The organism is Aliifodinibius sp. S!AR15-10, from assembly GCF_031569985.1.
GTDB lineage: Bacteria > Bacteroidota > Rhodothermia > Balneolales > Balneolaceae > JAMQKA01.
Genome location: NZ_JAMQKA010000015.1, coordinates 64,653 through 84,946 on the forward strand (window position 1 = coordinate 64,653; position 20,294 = coordinate 84,946).

General features: G+C 46.4%; 18 protein-coding genes and 1 tRNA gene. 14 read left to right on the forward strand and 5 right to left on the reverse strand.

From position 1 onward, the window contains the following. Positions 1 to 65 precede the first annotated feature (65 nt). Positions 66 to 1,016 (reverse strand): phosphoribosylaminoimidazolesuccinocarboxamide synthase, encoded by a 951-nt coding sequence (locus NC796_RS11875; protein ID WP_409070372.1) that lies wholly within the window; start codon positions 1,014 to 1,016, stop codon positions 66 to 68. Between the two features lie 185 nt (positions 1,017 to 1,201). On the opposite strand from NC796_RS11875, the gene NC796_RS11880 reads away from it, so the two are divergent. From NC796_RS11880 to NC796_RS11945, 14 genes are all read left to right on the forward strand, one after another. Continuing rightward, complete coding sequence (locus NC796_RS11880; protein ID WP_310684656.1) at positions 1,202 to 2,179, forward strand: squalene/phytoene synthase family protein; 978 nt, start codon at positions 1,202 to 1,204, stop codon at positions 2,177 to 2,179. Between the two features lie 78 nt (positions 2,180 to 2,257). Further along, on the forward strand, positions 2,258 to 2,971 hold the full coding sequence (locus NC796_RS11885; protein WP_310684657.1) for an alpha/beta hydrolase-fold protein: 714 nt from the start codon (positions 2,258 to 2,260) through the stop codon (positions 2,969 to 2,971). Positions 2,972 to 2,976: 5 nt separating this feature from the next. Further along, positions 2,977 to 4,488, forward strand: coding sequence for an acetyl-CoA carboxylase biotin carboxylase subunit (accC, locus tag NC796_RS11890; protein WP_310684658.1), 1,512 nt, complete (start codon positions 2,977 to 2,979; stop codon positions 4,486 to 4,488). A gap of 27 nt (positions 4,489 to 4,515) precedes the next feature. Next, positions 4,516 to 4,884, forward strand: coding sequence for a DUF4260 domain-containing protein (locus NC796_RS11895; RefSeq protein ID WP_310684659.1), 369 nt, complete (start codon positions 4,516 to 4,518; stop codon positions 4,882 to 4,884). 86 nt (positions 4,885 to 4,970) lie between these two features. Continuing rightward, on the forward strand, positions 4,971 to 5,909 hold the full coding sequence (gene murQ, locus NC796_RS11900; RefSeq protein WP_310684660.1) for an N-acetylmuramic acid 6-phosphate etherase: 939 nt from the start codon (positions 4,971 to 4,973) through the stop codon (positions 5,907 to 5,909). 154 nt (positions 5,910 to 6,063) lie between these two features. Beyond that, positions 6,064 to 6,657 carry a lysophospholipid acyltransferase family protein gene (locus NC796_RS11905; RefSeq protein ID WP_310684661.1) on the forward strand — a complete coding sequence of 198 codons (594 nt, stop codon included), beginning with the start codon at positions 6,064 to 6,066 and terminating at the stop codon, positions 6,655 to 6,657. 95 nt (positions 6,658 to 6,752) lie between these two features. Beyond that, positions 6,753 to 7,352: a hypothetical protein gene (locus NC796_RS11910; protein WP_310684662.1), complete on the forward strand. Its 600-nt coding sequence runs from the start codon at positions 6,753 to 6,755 to the stop codon at positions 7,350 to 7,352. Between the two features lie 100 nt (positions 7,353 to 7,452). After that, positions 7,453 to 7,540 (forward strand) — tRNA-Ser (locus tag NC796_RS11915). A 329-nt stretch (positions 7,541 to 7,869) separates the two neighbouring features. Continuing rightward, positions 7,870 to 10,116 carry a hypothetical protein gene (locus NC796_RS11920; RefSeq protein ID WP_310684663.1) on the forward strand — a complete coding sequence of 749 codons (2,247 nt, stop codon included), beginning with the start codon at positions 7,870 to 7,872 and terminating at the stop codon, positions 10,114 to 10,116. Positions 10,117 to 10,134: 18 nt separating this feature from the next. Further along, positions 10,135 to 11,673 (forward strand): DUF5723 family protein, encoded by a 1,539-nt coding sequence (locus tag NC796_RS11925; RefSeq protein WP_310684664.1) that lies wholly within the window; start codon positions 10,135 to 10,137, stop codon positions 11,671 to 11,673. A 55-nt stretch (positions 11,674 to 11,728) separates the two neighbouring features. Beyond that, positions 11,729 to 12,067 carry a hypothetical protein gene (locus NC796_RS11930; RefSeq protein WP_310684665.1) on the forward strand — a complete coding sequence of 113 codons (339 nt, stop codon included), beginning with the start codon at positions 11,729 to 11,731 and terminating at the stop codon, positions 12,065 to 12,067. Between the two features lie 126 nt (positions 12,068 to 12,193). Next, positions 12,194 to 13,525, forward strand: coding sequence for an asparagine synthase-related protein (locus NC796_RS11935; RefSeq protein ID WP_310684666.1), 1,332 nt, complete (start codon positions 12,194 to 12,196; stop codon positions 13,523 to 13,525). Beyond that, entirely contained in the window at positions 13,515 to 14,444 is a 930-nt protein-coding gene (locus NC796_RS11940; RefSeq protein ID WP_310684667.1) for a hypothetical protein, read from the forward strand. Before NC796_RS11935 ends, NC796_RS11940 begins: the two co-directional genes overlap by 11 nt. A gap of 27 nt (positions 14,445 to 14,471) precedes the next feature. Then, on the forward strand, positions 14,472 to 15,998 hold the full coding sequence (locus tag NC796_RS11945) for a tryptophan 7-halogenase (protein WP_310684668.1): 1,527 nt from the start codon (positions 14,472 to 14,474) through the stop codon (positions 15,996 to 15,998). A gap of 40 nt (positions 15,999 to 16,038) precedes the next feature. Here NC796_RS11945 and NC796_RS11950 read toward each other — a convergent pair whose 3' ends face one another. The 4 genes from NC796_RS11950 to NC796_RS11965 form a co-directional block, all read right to left on the reverse strand. Further along, complete coding sequence (locus tag NC796_RS11950; protein ID WP_310684669.1) at positions 16,039 to 17,133, reverse strand: FAD-dependent oxidoreductase; 1,095 nt, start codon at positions 17,131 to 17,133, stop codon at positions 16,039 to 16,041. A gap of 14 nt (positions 17,134 to 17,147) precedes the next feature. After that, positions 17,148 to 17,759 (reverse strand): bifunctional nicotinamidase/pyrazinamidase, encoded by a 612-nt coding sequence (gene pncA / locus NC796_RS11955; RefSeq protein ID WP_310684670.1) that lies wholly within the window; start codon positions 17,757 to 17,759, stop codon positions 17,148 to 17,150. A gap of 3 nt (positions 17,760 to 17,762) precedes the next feature. Next, positions 17,763 to 19,208 carry a nicotinate phosphoribosyltransferase gene (locus tag NC796_RS11960; RefSeq protein WP_310684671.1) on the reverse strand — a complete coding sequence of 482 codons (1,446 nt, stop codon included), beginning with the start codon at positions 19,206 to 19,208 and terminating at the stop codon, positions 17,763 to 17,765. 75 nt (positions 19,209 to 19,283) lie between these two features. Next, the gene (locus NC796_RS11965; RefSeq protein ID WP_310684672.1) at positions 19,284 to 20,147 is read right to left on the reverse strand and encodes a uroporphyrinogen-III synthase; all 864 of its coding nucleotides are present in this window, start codon (positions 20,145 to 20,147) and stop codon (positions 19,284 to 19,286) included. Between the last annotated feature and the right edge of the window lie 147 nt (positions 20,148 to 20,294).

The following is a 20,294-nucleotide window of genomic DNA, read 5'->3' on the forward strand; positions in this document are numbered from 1 at the left end:
TAGATATTTGGATTATAAAACCTATAACCCTCAACACGAAAACACGAAACCCGGATGCCCGTAACTCAAATGTAATCCGCAAAAACCTCTTCCAGTGTTTGATTGAAGTTCTTCACAGGCGTCGGCTCAAAATCCTGGCCGGTGAGCTTCTCAAAAAGCTCCACATATCGCTCATATACCTCCCAGCGGAACTCATCCGGCAGGTCGGGCAATGTTTGCCCCTCCAGCCCCTGGAAGTCGTGGGCCATCAGCCACTCGCGCAGAAATTCCTTGGAAAGCTGCTTCTGCCGCTGACCTTTTTCCAGTCGCTCATCATATTCATCCGCATAAAAATAACGGGAGGAGTCGGCCGTGTGGACCTCATCGATCAGGGTGACGTCCCCGTTGTGAAGTCCGAACTCATATTTCGTATCAACTAAAATCAGTCGATGGTCCGCCGCCACCTGTTGACCGCGCTCAAAAACCTTGAATGCCTTTTCGCGGATTTCTGACCAGGTCTCCTCATCGACAATACCCTGATCCAGAATCTCCTGTTCCGAGATATCCTCATCGTGGCCCTCTTTTGCTTTGGTCGCGGGCGTTAGGATCGGCTGCTCGAATTTTTGGTTTTCAACCATTCCGTCAGGCAGGGATACGCCGCAAAGTTCCCGTTTGCCCGAATCGTACACACGCCAGGCATGGCCCGTAAGGCAGGCACGGATGACCACTTCCACCGGCACCGGTTCACATTTTTTTGCTATGGTTACATTGGCATGCGGCACATCCAGCACATGGGTATCTACCAAATCACTCACTTTTTTAAATCCAAAAGCCGCAAGCTGATTCAGGATTTGTCCCTTATAAGGAATTGCCTGCCGCATGATATGATCAAACGCTGAGATTCGGTCGCTAACCACAATGCCGAGGGTCTCTTCGTTCAGTTCATACACTTCGCGTACTTTCCCCCGGTATGGGTCAGGTAAACTGGCAACAGTCGTTTCGGTGATGCAGTGTTGTAACGCTTCTTCTCGGTCCATGGAATATGAAAATGCCAATTATTCTCGATTTAATGGTCAAGAGAAAATCCAAAAATATCGGCATAATCTGAAATCCGATTTAGAGTAATTTTCGTAATATGTTATTAAGCTTTGATTGAACCGGGAACTATTCTATCAGGTTGTTGCATTCAATTAAATAAATTATCAAGAATAAAATCGCATCAATGACTGATCTTTTTCGGATTCCATTTAACCTGATTCGCCCGCTGTATGAGCGTACCTCGATACACCGATCGGTTGTGGAGGAGGTGGAAAATGAGCAACTACAGGAAGCATACGCACGTTGCCGGGAGATGACCCGTCACCATGCCAAGACGTTTTACATGGCCACCCGGTTTTTGCCCAACAAAAAGCAGCGGGGAATTTTTGCTATTTACGCGCTTTGCCGCTATGTGGATGACCTCGTGGATGAAGCCGAGGATTTGATCATTCGGGAAAAAATCACCTACCCGGACATTCAATACAAAATTGAAAGTTGGAAACAAAAACTGCAGGATACCTACCAGGGAAAACGCTTTGATGATCCAATCTTGCTGGCGTTTTCTGATGTATTGCGTAATTATGAGATTCCAATTGAGTTGCCATTTGAGCTGATGGAGGGGGTCTGTATGGATCTCTATAAAAATCGATATGAGACCTTCGATGAGCTATGGGACTATTCCTACAAAGTGGCTTCAACGGTGGGCCTTATGACCAGCGAAGTGTTTGGTTACAGCTCAGAGAAAGCATTGCAGCATGCCATCGATCTGGGTATAGCAATGCAACTAACCAATATTTTACGTGATGTAGGGGAAGACCTGAAGAAAAATCGAATTTACCTTCCCAAAGAGGAGCTGGAACAGTTTGGGATCACCGAAGAAGCCCTATTCGATCATCGTATTGATGATTCCTTTATCGCTTTTATGCAGTTTCAAATTGAGCGCGCCCGCAAATATTATCGAAGCACTGATAACGGAATTGAAATGCTCGAAAAGGATAGCCGGCTACCGGTGTATCTTGCCAGTTTTAATTATGGCAGGATCCTGGACAAGATTGAGGAGAACGGTTATAACGTCTTTGAGAAGCGTGCCTACCTCAATGCAACTGAAAAAATATCCATTCTGCCCCGTGTCTTTTACCGAATGAAATATTTTACCTCCTGACAAATGATCCTATCACATTAGGTTTCGATCTTTTATATTGATTTTAAACATAAACAACACAAGAGAAAGGTCGGTTGAATGGAAAAAGAAGTGAAAAAGTGGCGGAGTCCTAGTTTGGGAAAAAATGTGGAACTCCGCATTTATGGCGAATCGGGAACACCGTTGCTGGCAATTCCAACAAGAGAAAAGGGAGCAGACCAATGGGAAAAAAAGGGAATGGTTGATTCCATCTCGTTCCAGTTGGAAAACGGCTATAACCAGCTTTTTTGCATCGAATCGGCCGACAATGAAACGTTTTTCAACGATGATATCACACCGGCACAGCGCATTATCCGTCACATTCAGTATGAATCATTTGTGATCGAAGAGGTTGTTCCGCTTATCCAAGAAAATAGTGCGATCGATTTTCTGATTGTATGTGGTGTGGACACCGGGGGCTATCATGCCATCAACCTTGGCCTTAAGCATCCCAACAGTTTTGGGAAAGCGATCGGAATCAGCGGCGTCTATGACATACTTCCATTCATGGATAATTATTATGATGAAAATATCTATTACAACAACCCCGTGGATTACTTGCCGAATTTGACAAATGAGAAACTGCTTGACAAAATCCGGGGAGTTGATTTCAGGCTGGTCAGCTATGCCAATGATCCCCGCAAAGATGTGGCCTACCGGCTGGATAATATTTTTAAAAGCAAGATGCTGCACCATGAGCTGGATGTCTGGCAAATGGAATCCGATGATGAATGGGACATCTGGAAGCAGATGTTCAAAATCCATATCGTTTAGTATTTATGGCTGAAATACAGAAGGTTCTGATCGCTAACAGGGGCGAAATTGCACTTCGTGTTATCCGTACCTGCCGCGATATGGGTATTCAGACGGTCGCGGTTTATTCCGATCCGGATGCTCACGCGCCACACGTTCTACATGCTGATGAGTCGGTGCATATAGGGCCGGCAGCATCCTCTGAGAGTTATCTGGTGTTTGATAAAATCATCAACGCAGCCAAACAAACCGGGGCCGATGCTATTCACCCGGGATACGGTTTCCTGAGCGAAAATGGTAATTTTGCTGAGCGATGCCGGAATGAAGATCTTATTTTTATCGGGCCAAAACCCGAATCCATCCGGCTTATGGGGGATAAAACGGCGGCGCGGGAACTCATGAGCAAGGCTGACATCCCGTACCCGCCCGGCACCAAAGATGCGCTCAAGGATCCCGAAGAAGCAGAAAAGATCGCTGAGGATATTGGCTATCCCGTACTGGTGAAAGCTGCTGCCGGTGGCGGAGGAAAGGGGATGCGCATAATTCACAATAAAGAAGATTTTCAGTCAGGCATAAAAGCGGCGCGTTCTGAAGCACGAAATGCATTCGGGGATGATCGCGTCTACATCGAAAAGTATCTTGAGGAGCCCCGTCACGTAGAGTTCCAGATTATAGCTGACAAGCACGGCAATGTGTTGCACGTTTTTGATCGTGAATGTTCGATTCAGCGACGCCATCAAAAAGTAATTGAAGAGGCCCCGTGCGCTATTCTTACCCCGGAATTGAGGGCCGAGATGGCGGAAGCGGCCATTGCAGTTGCCAAAGCATGCGATTATGAAAACGCCGGAACGATTGAGTTTTTAGTGGATAGGAACCGGAATTTTTACTTCCTGGAGATGAACACGCGCCTGCAGGTGGAGCATCCGGTCACCGAGCTGATTACAGGCCTGGACTTGGTACAACTGCAGATCTTGGTGGCCCAGGGTTGTGAGCTGCCTTTGAAGCAAGAAGATATCAAAAAACAGGGGCATGCCGTTGAATGCCGTATTTATGCTGAGGATCCCCGGGACAATTTCTTACCCAGCACGGGAAGATTAACAAAGCATCGCATCCCTTCCGGAAATGGTATCAGGGTGGATGCCGGGGTAGAAGAAGGGCAGAGCATAACGATCAATTATGACCCGATGATATCCAAACTCTGCAGCTATGGAAAGAACAGGGAGGAGGCGATCCAACGGATGCTGCGCGCACTTGAAGAGTATGAAATAGGGGGGTGCCGCACGACGATCCCATTCTGCCGGTACGTGCTACAGCACAATGATTTCCGCTCAGCCGAATATGACACCCATTTCGTACCGGATATTTTTGATCCCACCGCACTCGATAACGGCGATGCCAGGTTGGCTGATATCCGGTCTGTCGCAGCTGCCTTGCTGAAAAGAGAACAAAGTGAAGAAAACAATCAATCGTCCTTTAAAAGAACGGCAGTATCTCAAAACTCTCACTCCCTGTGGTGGAAGAAACGACAAAACCGTTAATTGCTGGTAACTCAAAATCTGTCCAAAATGAAAACATTGGTTCGCCTGGAAGAGTTGGGCATGGTTCTGCTTTCTATTGTGCTTTTTTCAACAACTGGTTACGCCTGGTGGTGGTTTCTGCTGCTTATTCTTACCCCTGATATTTCAATGGCAGGTTATCTTGTAAACGCAAAAACGGGTGCATTTCTCTACAATGTAATTCACCACAAAGGAGTGGCGATCCTGATCTATTTGCTGGGATTCTATTACATTAGTCCACTAACACAGATGATCGGGATAATCCTGTTTGCACACTCTTCTATGGACCGCATATTTGGCTACGGACTTAAATATTCAGACTCATTTCACCATACTCACCTGGGGTGGATTGGGAAAAGACCGAACGGGGAGAACTAGCGGGAAAAACGTCTATTCTGAACATGATACCTCACAAGTTTTTTATAGTTTAAGTTTGAGAAAATCGCAATTGAAGGAAGAAAATTTTGGCGAAACAGAACCAAGATCTTTTTAATCAGCTCAAGAAACTTGACACCGAACAGCGGAATCCTGCCACCCAGGAGATTGATCTGGCAGATGCCCGTGAAATCGCTCGTCTCATTAACGAGGAAGATAAAAAAGTGGCCGACCAGGTGGAATTAAGGCTTGATCAGATTGCAGAAGCTATTGAAATAGTGAAAGAGGCGTTACAGGACGGTGGGCGTCTTATCTATGCAGGAGCGGGTACCAGTGGGCGCCTCGGGGTCTTGGATGCTGCGGAGTGCCCGCCAACGTTTGGTTCCGATCCTGAACAGGTGGTAGGCCTGATAGCAGGTGGAAAAGAGGCAATGTTTGTAGCCCAGGAGGGAGCCGAGGATCATGAGAGTAATGGCGTAGATGCGATGGATGAGATCAACCTTTCACTGCCCGACGTGCTTTGTGGATTAGCAGCAAGTGGCCGAACACCGTATGTGCATGGCGCCATAAAAGAAGCCCGCAAGCGGGGTTGCAAAACAATTTTTGTCACCACCGTACCACGCGACCAGTTGGACCTTGAGGTTGACGTGCTGATCGATGTGCCGGTGGGTCCGGAAGTCATTATGGGAAGCACACGCATGAAAAGTGCCACCGCTCAGAAAATGGTGCTCAACATGATTACAACCGGTGCCATGATTCGACAGGGCAAGGTATATGAAAATGTGATGGTCGACCTGATGCTGTCCAATAAAAAACTGCATGAACGGGCTAAGCGCATTATCATGAATTTTACTGACCTCAATTACCAGCAGGCCTCTGACAAACTGGAACAGGCGGGGGGACACGTGAAAACCGCCCTCTTGATGGCCTTGGGCAATATTTCGAGGGAGAAGGCTCAGAAACTTCTGCAAATCCATAACGGTTTTATTCGAAAAGCATTCATAAGTTTAAAGGAAAATCAACAGTAAGATGCGCACTTTTTGGAGTGTTATTTACTGGATATGGTGGGCTCTGTGCATAATTTCTTTTTTTCTGCTGGTGACCATCACTTTCTTAGTGACGTTTCCTTTTGATGAGCATCGTCAATGGCCAAACCGGGTTTTGAAAGGGCTTGCGTTTTGTATGATGAAAGCCAATCCGGGGTGGGACGTCACGATCAAGGGTACTGAACATTACGAACATGGAAAGCCAACCATTTTTGTGGCCAATCACCAAAGCTTCATGGATATGCCGCTGACTTATCTTTTGCCATGGACCATGAAGTGGGTATCCAAAAAGAGTCTGTTTAAAATTCCGGTGTTCGGATGGATCATTTATATGACCGGTCACCTTGGCATTGACAGGAAAAGCCTGCGATCTGTTAAATTGTTAGATAAACTTGTGGAACCGATTCAGGATGGAATTCCCGCAATGCTTTTCCCGGAAGGTACAAGAACTATAACGGGAGAGATCGGGAATTTTAAGGATGGAGCCTTTACATTGGCGCGCCAGTATAATTTCCAGTTGCAACCCCTCGTTTTAGAAGGAGGGCACCAAGCCATGCCGGCCGGTACCTGGAAATTCAACTTAAGGCAGCAATTTTATGTCTCTGTGCTTGAGCCAGTGAACCCTGGCGATTTCGATACTGTTGCAGAATTTCGTGAACATGTGCAGGAACAGCTAAAGAATGAACTGGAGTTACTAAGAGGGCGGTCCAAACAACCATCATCTACTTAACCTGATACCTATTGAAAAGTGATATAAAAGAAATACTGGCTGCGCAACCGTATCGGCTCAAGATCATGGGTTGTATCATTCTAGCGGAGGTGATAATGCTTTCGCTTTTTTATTTTTGGCCGGTTCAGCAGAAACAGGGGGGCGCGTTCCAGGATATCGATCCTATCGAGGATGCCATTGCGATAGAGGATGTACAGATCACGACCCAGAGAAGCTCACCTCCACCGCCTCCCACACCCCAGGTGCCGGTGCCGGTGCCGAATGATCAGGTTATTGAAGAGGATCCGATTGTGCTCGAAGATCTGAACATTCAGAATTTGCCGAATCCTCTGAATGAAACAGGAAGAGGACCCGGGGGAGATTCCAACCAGGTCGCTGCCAATCCGGACCAATCACCAAGTCTTGTCCGCATTGTAGAACCCACCGTGCCCGAAGCTGCAAAAAAAGCTGATGTTAAAGCTGAAATATGGGTCAGTTTTCTTGTTAATACTGAAGGCAATGTTGAAGAGGCTTCGATATCACACATTAAACTGTACGATAAAAAAGGAGAGTCTTTCGAAATAGTACAAAGCATAAACTACGGTCTGGCTGAGGCAACAATTGATGCAGCTTTACGGTGGAAATTCCGACCGGCCAAAGTAGAGGGAAAACCCGTAAGAGCATTTACAGAACATATTTTTTCATTCGGATTTTAGTAAAAGCTTAAGGTGCGACGCACTTCCAAAGTACGTCGCACCTGTCTGCCAAATAACTTTTGCGATAGGTCCAATTTTGCTCTATCTTTGCGCACTTCTCGGAGAGGTGGCCGAGCGGTCGAAGGCGCACGCTTGGAAAGCGTGTGTGCGTCTAGCGCGTACCGAGGGTTCGAATCCCTCCCTCTCCGCTCATTTCTTTTCTTGTGCTGATATTCGGCAATTCAACGTGTAAGCCTTTCTGTGCATTTTGCCCCCCCATCCATTGGTTTCGTAATTCTATCCGCTGAAACGTCTATTTGAAATTCATTTTTTACACTTATCAGGCAATGTTTTAAAGGTGATTAAATCACTGTTTATATTGGGTATAACTAAATAGATGTATGTTTTCCTTAATATTAAATTATACTTATTGAAGTAACTTTAGGTTGAATATTGACAAAATATCTCATTAGTTTCCACATCGAATTAAAGCTTTTGGGTGCAACAATATCACAATTCATTAATGATCAAATCGGCTATGAAACCCCTATATTTTACATTTATTATTTCTGTGCTTTTCCTTGCAGCGTGCGAACAACCCAACAGTCCTGACTTTAAGGTCAATCAAAAGATTCAGACGCCATTGATGTCTGAAAAGACCTACCAATTTCTGGGTGGGAGTGATGCCCTTGTGGATTCAACTGACCCTGATTTTGAAGATTTTTTCTCATCAGATGATAACGGCTTGGTGAGGCTGACGAAGGATGAGGATTTTAACTTTGGTAATCTTGACGATGCTATTCCTGAAGTGGATGTTAACTCTAAACAGGTAAGCTCCCAGGTTGGTGAGTTGGCGCTTGGCGATTTTTCCTCCCAGGGTGACGATGCGAACCTTGGTTCAACAAGCTTCCAGGATATGACAGGATATCCGGCACCACCCGCTGGCACAGAGATACCTGAAGGTGAAACCCCCTCATCAGATCCGGCTGAAATATCAATTTCAGGCACCGATTATTTCGTTAGTGCTACAATTAAAAACGGGAACTTGGTTTTGGTTTTTCAGAATGATTTGGGTCTCGACCTGGATGATGTTACTGTTGATCTTTTTTCAGGCAGTACGTTTGTCGCCTCCGGCACTTCAGGGCCCGTAAATGATACTAATGAGGGCACGGTAAGTGTCGCCATTCCATCTGGAACAGTTCTCCAGAATCTTAATGTTGAGGTCTCTGCTTCTTGGTCTAAACAAGACTTAAAGGATAATAGCAATACCCTCATTGTTGAGGAAGTGGGCGGTGAAAACCTGGTGGCTTCACAAGTGGAAGCGGCTCTTGATTCACAGGATTTTTACGCGTCGGGTACCGTGGATATCGACGATTCAAACTTCCAGTTTACCAAATCCGACCATTATATTGAGTTGGAATCCGGTCAATTAACAATAGACCAGATTGTTAATCAAATTGACCTGACGCTGGATACCCTGCAGATTTCATTTCCCGATATTAGGACGAGTCCATACAATCCGGCAGACAGTCTCGTAATTAAATTTGAAGGTAGTTCACAAATACAACGTTCTTCCAGTACTGATCCCCAGCCGTCAAAGAATCGGTCGCTGAGTGGGCTGCGGATTTTTGCCAATGGTAACGCCATCGATTACAACATCAAAGGGGTTACCGAACAAACCAAGGGTACTGCAGATGAGGTAAGAACCCTAAATGAGTCGGATGGTTTTTCAGCAGAAGTTGGAATTAACAACCTTGCTGTAAAAGAAGCCAGCGGAGTAGTAATGCCGCGCGAGGTAATTGTGAACGATGATGTGGCTTCCAACGGAACAGATATTGTTGATCTTTTCAATAATGATGAGGCCCAGACGATATCCATTAATGCATTGTCGGATATTTCCGACCAGCTGGATGGCATTGAGTTTAACAATCCAGAACTGTCGATCAGTTACCTGACAAATATTGGCGTTCCGACCACTATTTATGCCAGTATCATGGGTACGGATGCTTCGGGTAACCGGGTGTATCTCAAGGGTAAACAGAGTGGTTCTTATTATGTTAGTTCCACCAAGGCAAGTACGCTTAACCAGCTGCGGACCGACGGAACCCCGGTATCCAGCGATCAGCTGATCAAATTTGAGATAAACGCCACACAAAATGGTACTCCCAACCTCGTGACGTTCAACAAATCTGAAACGAATGTTGATGAGTTTTTGAATAACCTGCCGTCCGATATTCGCCTGATCAGCTTGGCTGCGGTTAATGAATCGAGCGAAGAGGGTACCATCACTGATCCGGTTGAGTTTAACCCGGCAATGAGCGTGGATATTCCGCTCAATTTAACAGCCAGTGCCGCTGTATACCGCGATACGGTGGCAGCTGATCTTAGTGATCTCCCTGATCCCGAACAAGATGATCGGCGACTTACCGAAGGGACCATATATGTCAATTATACGAACAATCTACCGTTGGGTGCGAAATTGAAGATGATCATGTTGGACTCCAATGGTGATGAGGTCACAAGGGTACCTTCTGCGGATGAAGATGGGCTGGTGTTAGAGGCGGCTTCTGTAGACAATAGTAGCTTGTTTGTAAATGAAGCTGCAAACGGGAACCTGACCATTACGCTGAATGAAGATCAGCTTAACAGGCTAAACAGAACCTCGGACTTGGAGTTCGAAATTACGCTGAATACCAGTAATGAAAGCGCGGTTAGGATCAAGGCGGAAGATACCATTTCGCTGAAAGTTAGCTTGAGTACCGCCGTTGAATCAACCGTCAACTAAAAAATTTCAGGAATAGACATGAAACGCTTTACCAATTTTTCAGCACTTCTTCTCGCTTTTGTAATGATTTCCGGGTCGGTATTTGCCCAGTCCCGGCATGTCTCGGGCACTAGTCTCGGCCTCGGGGGTGGTGGCACAGCATACCTGAACGGGTATCACGCCAATTTTGTGAATCCCGCCAACCTGATGCTTCAGAATAATACCGAGAATAATTTTACAATCGGATTGCTTGGGGGAATAAGTACTTCAGGCGGTGGATCTTTGGCAAACATTGCTGTCTATAATGAATATTTTACCAAAGGCCTGTCAATAACTGATGAGGTTGCGGTTGAGGCTCTCGACAAATGGTTCGGGAATCCCCAGAATATGAAAACAGCAGGTTTTCAGCTTGATGCCATACCGATCGGCATATCGTCACGCGGTGAAAACTGGAGCGCCAGCCTTGCCCTGCGTAGTCGCACTATGACAAATATAGGGGCAAACAGGGGACTTGCTGAGCTCTACATTTATGGTCTGGATGGTGAAATATTTTCGCCCGAACGTCCCGTGAACATGAGTGTGGAGGGCATGTCATTTGCCGAGGTTTCAGCCGGGTATTCAACAAAAATCATCGAAATTCCCAATATCCTCGGGGTATTTCGGGATATTGAAATTTTTGTGGGTGCGGCTCCAAAACTGTTGCTTGGCACTAACTACTCCCGTTTTGACTTCAAGTCAACGCTGCAAATACAACGGAGTGACAATTACATTGATGAACTCCGTCACGATTTTAACTATACACTCGAAACAACGGGAGAAATTTCCGACCAGCTAAACCAATATTACAACGACCGGCAAAATTCTTCAGAAAATCCCAGTCTTGATGACTATGTGGATCCAGAAGCGGCCGATTTCATCGGAATTAAAGGAACCGGTTTTGGTTTGGATCTTGGTGTTACAGCGCAGATGAAACTTAATCTGCCCATTCTCGGTGCTATTTCAAAGGGAGAAGAACGACTGCGTGTGGGCGTCTCGATAACAGACATAGGATCTATTAATTTTGACCAAAAATATGGTCGTTTTACTGCTGATGATGTGGTTGTTTGGGATGGGTTCAAAATCGATCAGGAAAAAATTGATAACGAGTACAACGGCGATGAGGGCGAGTATTACAATGACGTGCTAGCCGATAGCATTGGTTCAGGTATCTATGGGGGATTTGATCCTGCCGGGGATCAAAGCGTTTCCAAATCATTGCCTTCCATGATTAACCTAGGGGCCCAGCTGACCATGGGCAAACTCAGCTTCTCTATGGATCTCGGTAAGGGCTTTGATGATCAGGGAATCAACAGTAAACGGGTTTCACTGGCGACCGGTCTTGAATATCGTCTGCTTGGATTTCTACCCCTCCGTGTTGGAATGAGAACCGGTGGCTACAGCTCTACGACGTACACGGCTGGTGTAGGACTTAATTTCAACTTCTTCGAATTTAATGTTGCAGCAGCCTCTGTCTCTGACTCAATGTCTAATGGAACGAATGTTGGTGCAGCCTGGAGTGGATTAGTTTTCCGGTTTTAAGTAAACTTATGTTGTAGGTTTCAAAACCATCCACAATTGAACGGTCGAGGATATCATGAGTGTAGCGCTCCCAATTTTGATCCTTGCTATAGCATTGCTTATCGTGCGTTATCTCTGTACCCGGTTCTATGGATTTTACCTTAAATCACAGGTCGAAACTGAGCTGGATCAGATGTTCCGTTGGTTTTGGGATGGCACGCCTGAAGACAAAATCTATGCGTGGTATAAAGTGCGCAGTGTGTTAAAGCAACGGCACGGGAAACGCGAGCAGGGAAAAGCAACCCGTGTCGACCTCAAAATTATGCAACTAGATAACAGGTTACTACACAGTGATCTACAAGTTGATCCTTCAGGAAATCTGGTAACGAAACACACTGAGTTTGCCAAAGAGTAATTGTTGGGAGCTCTCAACCCTGGCATGATTTGTTAATATTTATTTCAATTTGGCAATAGGTCCAAGCGAGTTTTATATTCCCTTTCTTTCCTTAAAACCGCAATTACAATCTAAGGTATATCAGCCGTGGCAAACCAAACAACTTATGTCAGTGATTTTGTAAATCTTATAAGTCCGGAATTGAATCAAATTTTTAATATGTCTGAAGAGGAGGCTGAAAAAGCGGTAGCTTCAGGCAACCCGGAGAAGGTGCGGGAGATTGAAGGGCAGTTTGCCATAGTGCAGAAGGAGGGGAATCAGGTATTCCTGGCTCGTTCCATCGGGCGGCCAATGCGTTATTTTCTGGCCAAGCAGGAATCGGGACCACTTCTTATCGTTGCGGAGCGAATAGATGAAATTCACAATTACCTGGAGGAACAAGGAATGGCCGGGCAGTTTCACCCGTCTTATACCCGGATGGTTCCCGCTCACTATGTTGTGCGTTTGGATGTTGTGGGCTGTCCGGATCCGAGTCCCACCTATAAGCGTTACTTTGAACCCGAGCAAAACAGGCTTAATGAAGACCTGGATGAAATAGGTCGTGCTTACATCGGGGCCCTGGCCGATGAGTGCCAGAAATGGCTCAAGCGCATACACAGTGAGGAGCCGATAGGGGTGTTGTTCTCCGGGGGAATCGACAGTGGTTCGGTGTTTCTTGTGCTACATCACCTTATGCTAGAGATGGGTTTGTCTCCGCAGCGACTCAAAGCATTTACTCTTTCTGTTGACGGTGGGCCCGATGTGGAACAGGCACATGAATTTCTTGATCAGCTCGATATGTCGCTGTTCCTGGAAGTGATGGAAACATCTAAATCAAAAATTGATTTCCGGGAAGCAATTGAAGTTATAGAGGACTATAAACCCCTTGACGTGCAGGCGGCAGCTATGACACTGGCGCTGTGCAAACAGATTCGACAAAAGTATCCGGATTGGACCTATCTGGCTGATGGCGACGGAGGCGATGAGAATCTCAAAGACTATCCAATTGACGCCAACGATGAACTTACGATTCGAAGTGTGCTCAACAACCCGCTGCTTTACCACGAGGGCTGGGGCGTTGACAAGATGAAGCACTCGCTGACCTATTCCGGCGGGCAGAGCAGGGGACATGTTCGAACATACGCCCCGGCGCGGAAATATAATTTCAAGGGATTTAGTCCCTATGCACTGCCAAATGTGATTGAAGTCTCCGAGGGGATTCCTTTTATCCAGCTTACCGACTGGAGCGAAGAGGAGCTTTACGCCCTTAAGGGAGAGATCGTCCAACGCGGGGTGAAACAGATTACCGGTATTGATATGCCGGTGTTTCCAAAACGACGATTTCAGCATGGAACCGTGACTAGCGAGACATTCAATGAGCTGTTCCCTGAAAACGAGACGGAATACCGATCCTACTTCTCATCACTCTATGCCCGATAGTGCCCGGATTGAACAACTGAGACCATCCAAAAACCAGGTCGATCCCTCGGTGCCATACCATTTCCTGCATGAGCAGGAGCCTGATGCTGGTGGTAAGATCCGTGAAGTAAACACAATTTTTCTGACCAACAGCGAGTGCCCGTTTCGCTGCCTGATGTGTGATCTCTGGAAAAATACGCTCGACGAGCCGACGCCAAAGGGGGCCACACCACAACAAATTGCATATGCGCTGGACAGGCTGCCGGAGGCCTCGGTGGTCAAGCTGTATAACAGCGGTAATTTTTTTGATACCAAAGCGGTGCCTGTTGAAGATTACCAGCAGATTGCAAACCTACTGCAATCTTATGAACGAGTGATTGTGGAAAACCATCCCAAGTTATGCGGTCCAAATTGCGTAAAGTTCAGTGAAATGATTAGTGGCCAGCTTGAGATAGCAATTGGCCTTGAGACGATTCACCCTGAGGTTCTTCCAAAACTCAACAAGCAGTTCTCAAAACTGGATTTTGTCAACGCAGCTGGTTTTTTAAAAGATAACGGCATAGATATACGAACGTTCCTGCTGTTAAATCCGCCATATCTCACTGACAGGGAGGAAGGCATAGAATGGGCCTTGAAATCCGCGAAGTTTGCCTATCAGCATGGCTCTGGATGTTCAACAATTATTCCAACGCGACCGGGGAACGGCATAATGGAGAAACTGCAGCAGCAGGGCGATTATGTGCCACCTGCAATAGATGCGCTGGAAGAGGCTTTTCAGCAGGCAATGACATCGGTGGGGGGACGTATTTTTGCAGATTTATGGGATCTGCAGCAGTTTTCCAATTGTTCTAACTGCTTTGAAGCCAGGAAACGGCGTATGAAACAGATGAATATGAAACAGCAGCTATTGCCCGCGGTTTCATGTAAGTATTGCGGTTAACAGTGATCATTAGTAACCAAAGTTGGCATGGATTCTAAAGAGAAAAATGCAGTAAACTCAGAAATCCTCGTAGCCGGCGCCGGTTTTGCAGGATCACTCACAGCCCTGTGTCTGCAACAGTGCGGGTTCGATGTGTGCCTGGTGGAACGAGATCGCCATCCCAGGTTTGCCATAGGGGAATCTTCTACCCCCATAGCTGATATGATTCTTCGTGATTTGGCGGATCGGTATTCACTGCCGTGGCTGCGTACGTTTTCAAGGTATGGAAGCTGGCAAAATCACTATCCAGAAATTACGTGTGGTCTAAAACGGGGTTTCAGTTACTACAAACATCAAAAGGGAAATCCGTTTTCTACCGACCACAATCATGAGAATGAGCTTCTCGTGGCAGCAAGTTCCAGTGATGAAAATTCCGACACCAACTGGCTGCGCTCTGATTTCGATGCTTTCCTTGTCGAAAAAGTACGGGAATATGACATTCTATATTTTGACCAAACAGAGATTAAAAGCGTAGAATGGAATGACAACCATTGGTCGTTTAGGGCTAGTACTGAAAAGGCAAAGCTGAAGATTTATGCAGATTTCTTTATTGACGCCACAGGAAGTTCGGCGCTCCTGGGAGAGCTATTCGGTATCAGTAGCAAAAACGATGAGTTTTTAACTAATTCCAGGGCTATATATTCCCATTTTGAAGGCGTTAAACGATGGTCTGAGCAACTACTGAACCTAGGAGTTTCCAATAGGGAATACCCGTATAATCCGGACCATTCAGCACTTCATCAGCTTATTTCGGAAGGGTGGCTCTGGATGCTTCGGTTTAATAATGAGCGTACCAGCATGGGCATTGTGTTTGATCAAAACAGGAATACTAATACGGGAGATAAGTCGCCAGAAGAAGAGTGGGAAACGGTAATCTCTTCCTACCCCTCGATCCGGCAGTTATTAAATTTCTCCTACATCTCTGCAGAACCGGGTAAATTAATCAGCACCGGTCGGATGCAGCGGAAGCTTTCTAACGCAGTTGGAGATCACTGGGCGGCTCTTCCGCATACCGCGGGTTTTGTTGATCCATTGCACAGCACCGGGATTGCCCACACGCTGTCTGGAGTTGAAGAGGTGGTGGAACTGTTGGCTAAACACTGGCAAAGTCGAGAGCAGCTTACTGAGGGAATCAGAGCTTATGAAGATAGCGTATTTAAAGAACTGGAATTCATTGACCATCTTATCGCTGGATGTTATCAAGCGGGGGATGATTTTGAGCTGTTTAGTACATGGACAATGCTTTATTTTATTGCTGCAATCAGTTATGAACAGAAGCGACTAAAAGGAATACGACCCGATTCATTTTTATCAGCCGGCAACCCGGCGATACGGGAGATTGTGCATGAATCCTATGCTGATCTGCAAAATTTATTTGTAGCCGGTCCCCCTGGTGGGAGTGAGGTGCAAAAGTTCAGGGATCAAATTAAACAAAGGATTGCGCCTTATAATATTGCGGGATTACTGGACCCTGAAGCCAGGAACATGTATCACCATACTGTGGCTGAGCTTTGATCGTTGAGGGGGCTTATCCAGAAAATTGTGGCCGTTAAAGTTAATTATTGTCAAATCGCTTTATATCCACTTCTTTAAACAGTGGTTTCCCATCCAGCAGGTGTTCAGCATAGTGATTTGCCAGGTATTTACCGTACATCAGTCCTTTGGATCCCAACCCGGTGTATGCATACAAGTTGTTTCGTTCAGGATGGCGCCCCAGGACAGGCTTCCTGTTGGGTGTTGAGATTCGGGCGCCAGCCCATTGTCCAACCAATGTAGATGTTTTTTCCAGTTGGGGCAGGGTGCGCTTCAGCCTGTTACGCAAGTATTCTTCTCCAAATTCATCAGGTTCAAGCTCCTCGAAATCATGTTCGTACGTGCTTCCTTGGGCGTACTCGTTATTGCCGATATGTGCGATATAACCAAGGCTCGAGATCGAGTGCTCGAATGATAGCGGTTCCTCGGGGCGAAAGATCGCCATTTGTCCCTTGATGGGATGCAGGGGTAGAAATTCCCACATCAGGTCTGTGGTCATTCCAAAACCGGTTGCGAAAATTAAGTTTCGGCAGCCAAACCCAGCGTTTTCGAGCGTAATTTCCCAGCCCGAACCGTTTTCTTGAAATTCATATTCAGCATATTCAATGACTGTTGCACCTTCTGATTCGATATAGCGTGCAAGTGCACTTAGGTATCCCGCCACATCAACCGTAAGCCCAATCGGCAGCCAGAGTCCCCCGTCCACGCATGTTATGCCGGGATGCTTTTCCTGTATCTCTTTTTTAGAAAGCCATTGGCACCAGCCGTCCGCCCACTCCGTTTTTTTGAGCTGATCGCTCATTTTGCGAGCTATCTTTTCGGTAAGAGCAGGTCGGAGAACACCGTTACGCTTGAAAAATGGTTTCTCCGAGTAAGAGTTTACTTTCCAGAGATTTTCGTAAATCGCCCTGTAGCACTGCTCTGCTCGCCAGGTTTTGGTCGCCCGGCGACCGGTAGCTGGATTCACCATACCAAGCGGTGTACCTGAAGCCCCCGAGGCAATTTCATTTTTTTCGATGACACAGACAGTGCGCCCACGTTCGGTTAGTGCATCTGCAAGTGACAGGCCGGCAAGTCCGGCACCGAGAATACAGTAGTCAAAAGATGAATCAGACAATGGTTGATTAATACTTATAAAAGTTCACTTGAAGTTATTCGTTTGGCCCCGGCTTCTTCCATTTCATTCCAGGCCTGCTCGACGGAGCCTTCGATGTCAATACCACGAATGGCATCCTCAATGACAAAAACATTGAAATCCTCTTTCAAGCCATCCAGAACCGACCATTTTACACAAAAGTCGGTGGCGAGCCCCACCGCATACAGGGTATCGATATTGCGTTCGCGGAGGTATCCAGCCAACCCGGTCGTTGTCTCGTCATCATTCTCATAAAAAGCAGAATAGGAATCAATCTCGGTTCGGAATCCTTTCCTAATAATCAACTGGGTTTTTTCAGTATCCAGATCTGGATGGAAATCAGCTCCTTTGGTACCCTGGACACAGTGATCAGGCCAAAGGGTTTGCTCTCCGTACGGCATTTCGATAGTCTCAAATGGCTCTTTCCCATTATGGGAAGAAGCAAACGAAGAATGTCCCCTGGGATGCCAATCCTGGGTTTGGATAACGGTCTCAAAGGTTTGAGACAGGTGATTGATCACCGGCACCACCTCATCCCCGTTCGGGACTTCAAGAGCACCACCGGGACAAAAATCATTCTGTACGTCGACTATAAGTAACGCTTTCATAGCCTATTGGTTTTTTCTTTTATAATTATCAGTTAATTGATCTCGCAACTGCATCAGTTCCTTACTGATTCCCACTTTGTAAATGTGTGGGTTTTCGAATCTCTTGTGTTCAGGATTCAGTTGACCAAGCCGTTGGTTTGCATACTTAGCACATTCTTCCACACTGGGCAGTTCATGGAGTGATGCTCCATTTTTAATAACAGTGTGTAGCAATTCTTCTTTTTGATACTTTGCAATCTTACTGTGTCTTCCCGGGAAATAGGGGTGGTAAATGGTTTCAGGATTTTCTTCGCTTTCCATCACAATGCCATCACCATAGAAGCTGCCATCATCATAGAGGTATCGACAGATTTTCTTTCGGCCGGGCAGTGTAACTTTCTCAATATTTTCAGAAATCTTAAGCTTGGGTTCATCGTTGATCTGCGATAGCTTGTATACGCCATCCAGAGCGGGTGAATCCTGGCCTGTGACCAGCCGGGTTCCTACGCCAAACAGATCTATCGGAGCGTTTTGACTAATGAGACTTTTAACCAGGCGTTCATCCAGCTGGTTAGAGGCTGCAATTTTCACATATTCCAGCCCAGCGTTATCAAGCATTTGTCGTGACTTACGGGCAAAATAAGCCAGGTCACCACTGTCCAGCCGTATGCCTTTCAATTGTTCATCCCGCTCTTCCATCTCCTCCGCTACTTTTATAGCATTTGGCAGACCGCTTTCGAGGGTATCATAAGTGTCAACTAATAGTACTGCATTTTTGGGATACAACTCGGCAAACTTACGGAATGCTTCCAGTTCACTGTCAAAAGACTGAATCCAGGAGTGTGCCATGGTGCCGCTTGCCGAAAGACCATGGCGGTGCGCCGCATAAACATTTGAGGTCCCGTCAACACCCCCAATGACCGCAGCTTTGCTGGCCTGGATACCACCCAGTCCTTGCGCCCGCCGAAGCCCAAAATCGAGCACGACGCGTTCACCTGCCGCATATTTCAGCCGGGCAGCTTTAGTAGCGATCAAAGACTCAAAATTAAGGATATTCAGAAGGAGCGTTTCCAGCAGCTGTGTTTCAACGAGGTTGCCTTCTACGCGGACAACCGGTTCAAGGGGGAAGACCACTTCTCCTTCACGAACTGCGTGAATCGTAAGGTTGAGTTCAAAATCGCGGAGATAATCCAGGAATTCCGGGTGAAACCCTTCCTCTTCCAGGTACCTGATCTCGTCATCGTGAAAGCGAAAATCCGACAGTATCTCCACCAGATCAGAAAGCCCGGCAAAAATCACATAACCGCCTTCAAAAGGATTGGAACGAAAGAAATAATCGAAAACTGCAGTCTCCTCATGTCGTCCGGCCAGGAAGTACCCCTGTGCCATGGCGAGCTCATAATAATCGGTATACAGAGCGGGACGAGTCAGCGTTTGACGGGTGGTATGTGCTGTTTCTGTATTCTTCATGATGTTGGATCAAAACGATAATATATGAACTAAAATGGCTAAAACATCGAGGATCGCATAATACATGTGCTAAGATCAGGCAGGAGAGAGGGTCGTGGAGGCATGCTCAGCGAGCTCTCTGATAAAGATTCCGAGTTTTGATCTTGAAGGTTCAAAATCTACGTCGATGCCCAGGCTCTTCAGGCCACTGCTGCACACCGGCCCGATAGAGGCTACCATCATGTCATTCAGTGCCCCTCGAAAGCGATCAGCCACATCCTCCCGCTCCGCCATTTTCATAACGTGGCGGGTTTGTGTTTTACTGGTAAACACAGCTACATCGATCTCCCCCTGCAATACCGCATGAATTCCTTTTTTTAAGGGATCTGTATCATCTGGCAGTGCCCACCGATAAATCGGTACCCTGAGCAGTTCCGCATTTCGCTTACGAAGTCCATCATTTAACTTTTCATTCGGCACACCATATTCCTGTACTGCCACGAGTTTGTCATTGAGGTCACTCGTTTCCTCTGAACGGTCGAGAGCCTCTAGGATCTCTTTCCAGGTATTTGGCTCGGGAACAGATATATCCACCGAGAGGGAATGTTTCTTCAGGACCCGCTTTGGCTTTGGTCCCCGGGAAACGGTCGTAATCTTGGACAAGGCTTCCAAAATTTCCTCCTCATCATACCGGGTCTTAAGGGTTTTGATCAGCATTTTAGTGCCCACACCGGTATTGTAGATCATAACATCTACTGCTCGTTGCTGCTCATCGAAAAGGTGATCAGCAAATTTAAACACTTTGCTGTGGTTGTCGAGCGGTACTTCCTGCATGGAGGGTGCACTAACAGCTGTAGCACCATATTTTTGCAAAAGGTTCAGCGTAGCATCGGCCATGCGGCTTTCAAATGCAATTACAGACGTTCCCTGTAGCGGGTCTGAGCTAGATCTAGTAGACATAAAGAATCATTACTAATTAATTGAATATCAATGCTTTACAACATAAGGATATCACGTGTTTTATTGTAGTTGATGAACAGGGAAATTTCCCTCACTGAGTTCAAGCAGTTGCCTTGCAATTATATAAGGGTATACCACATAATCTAC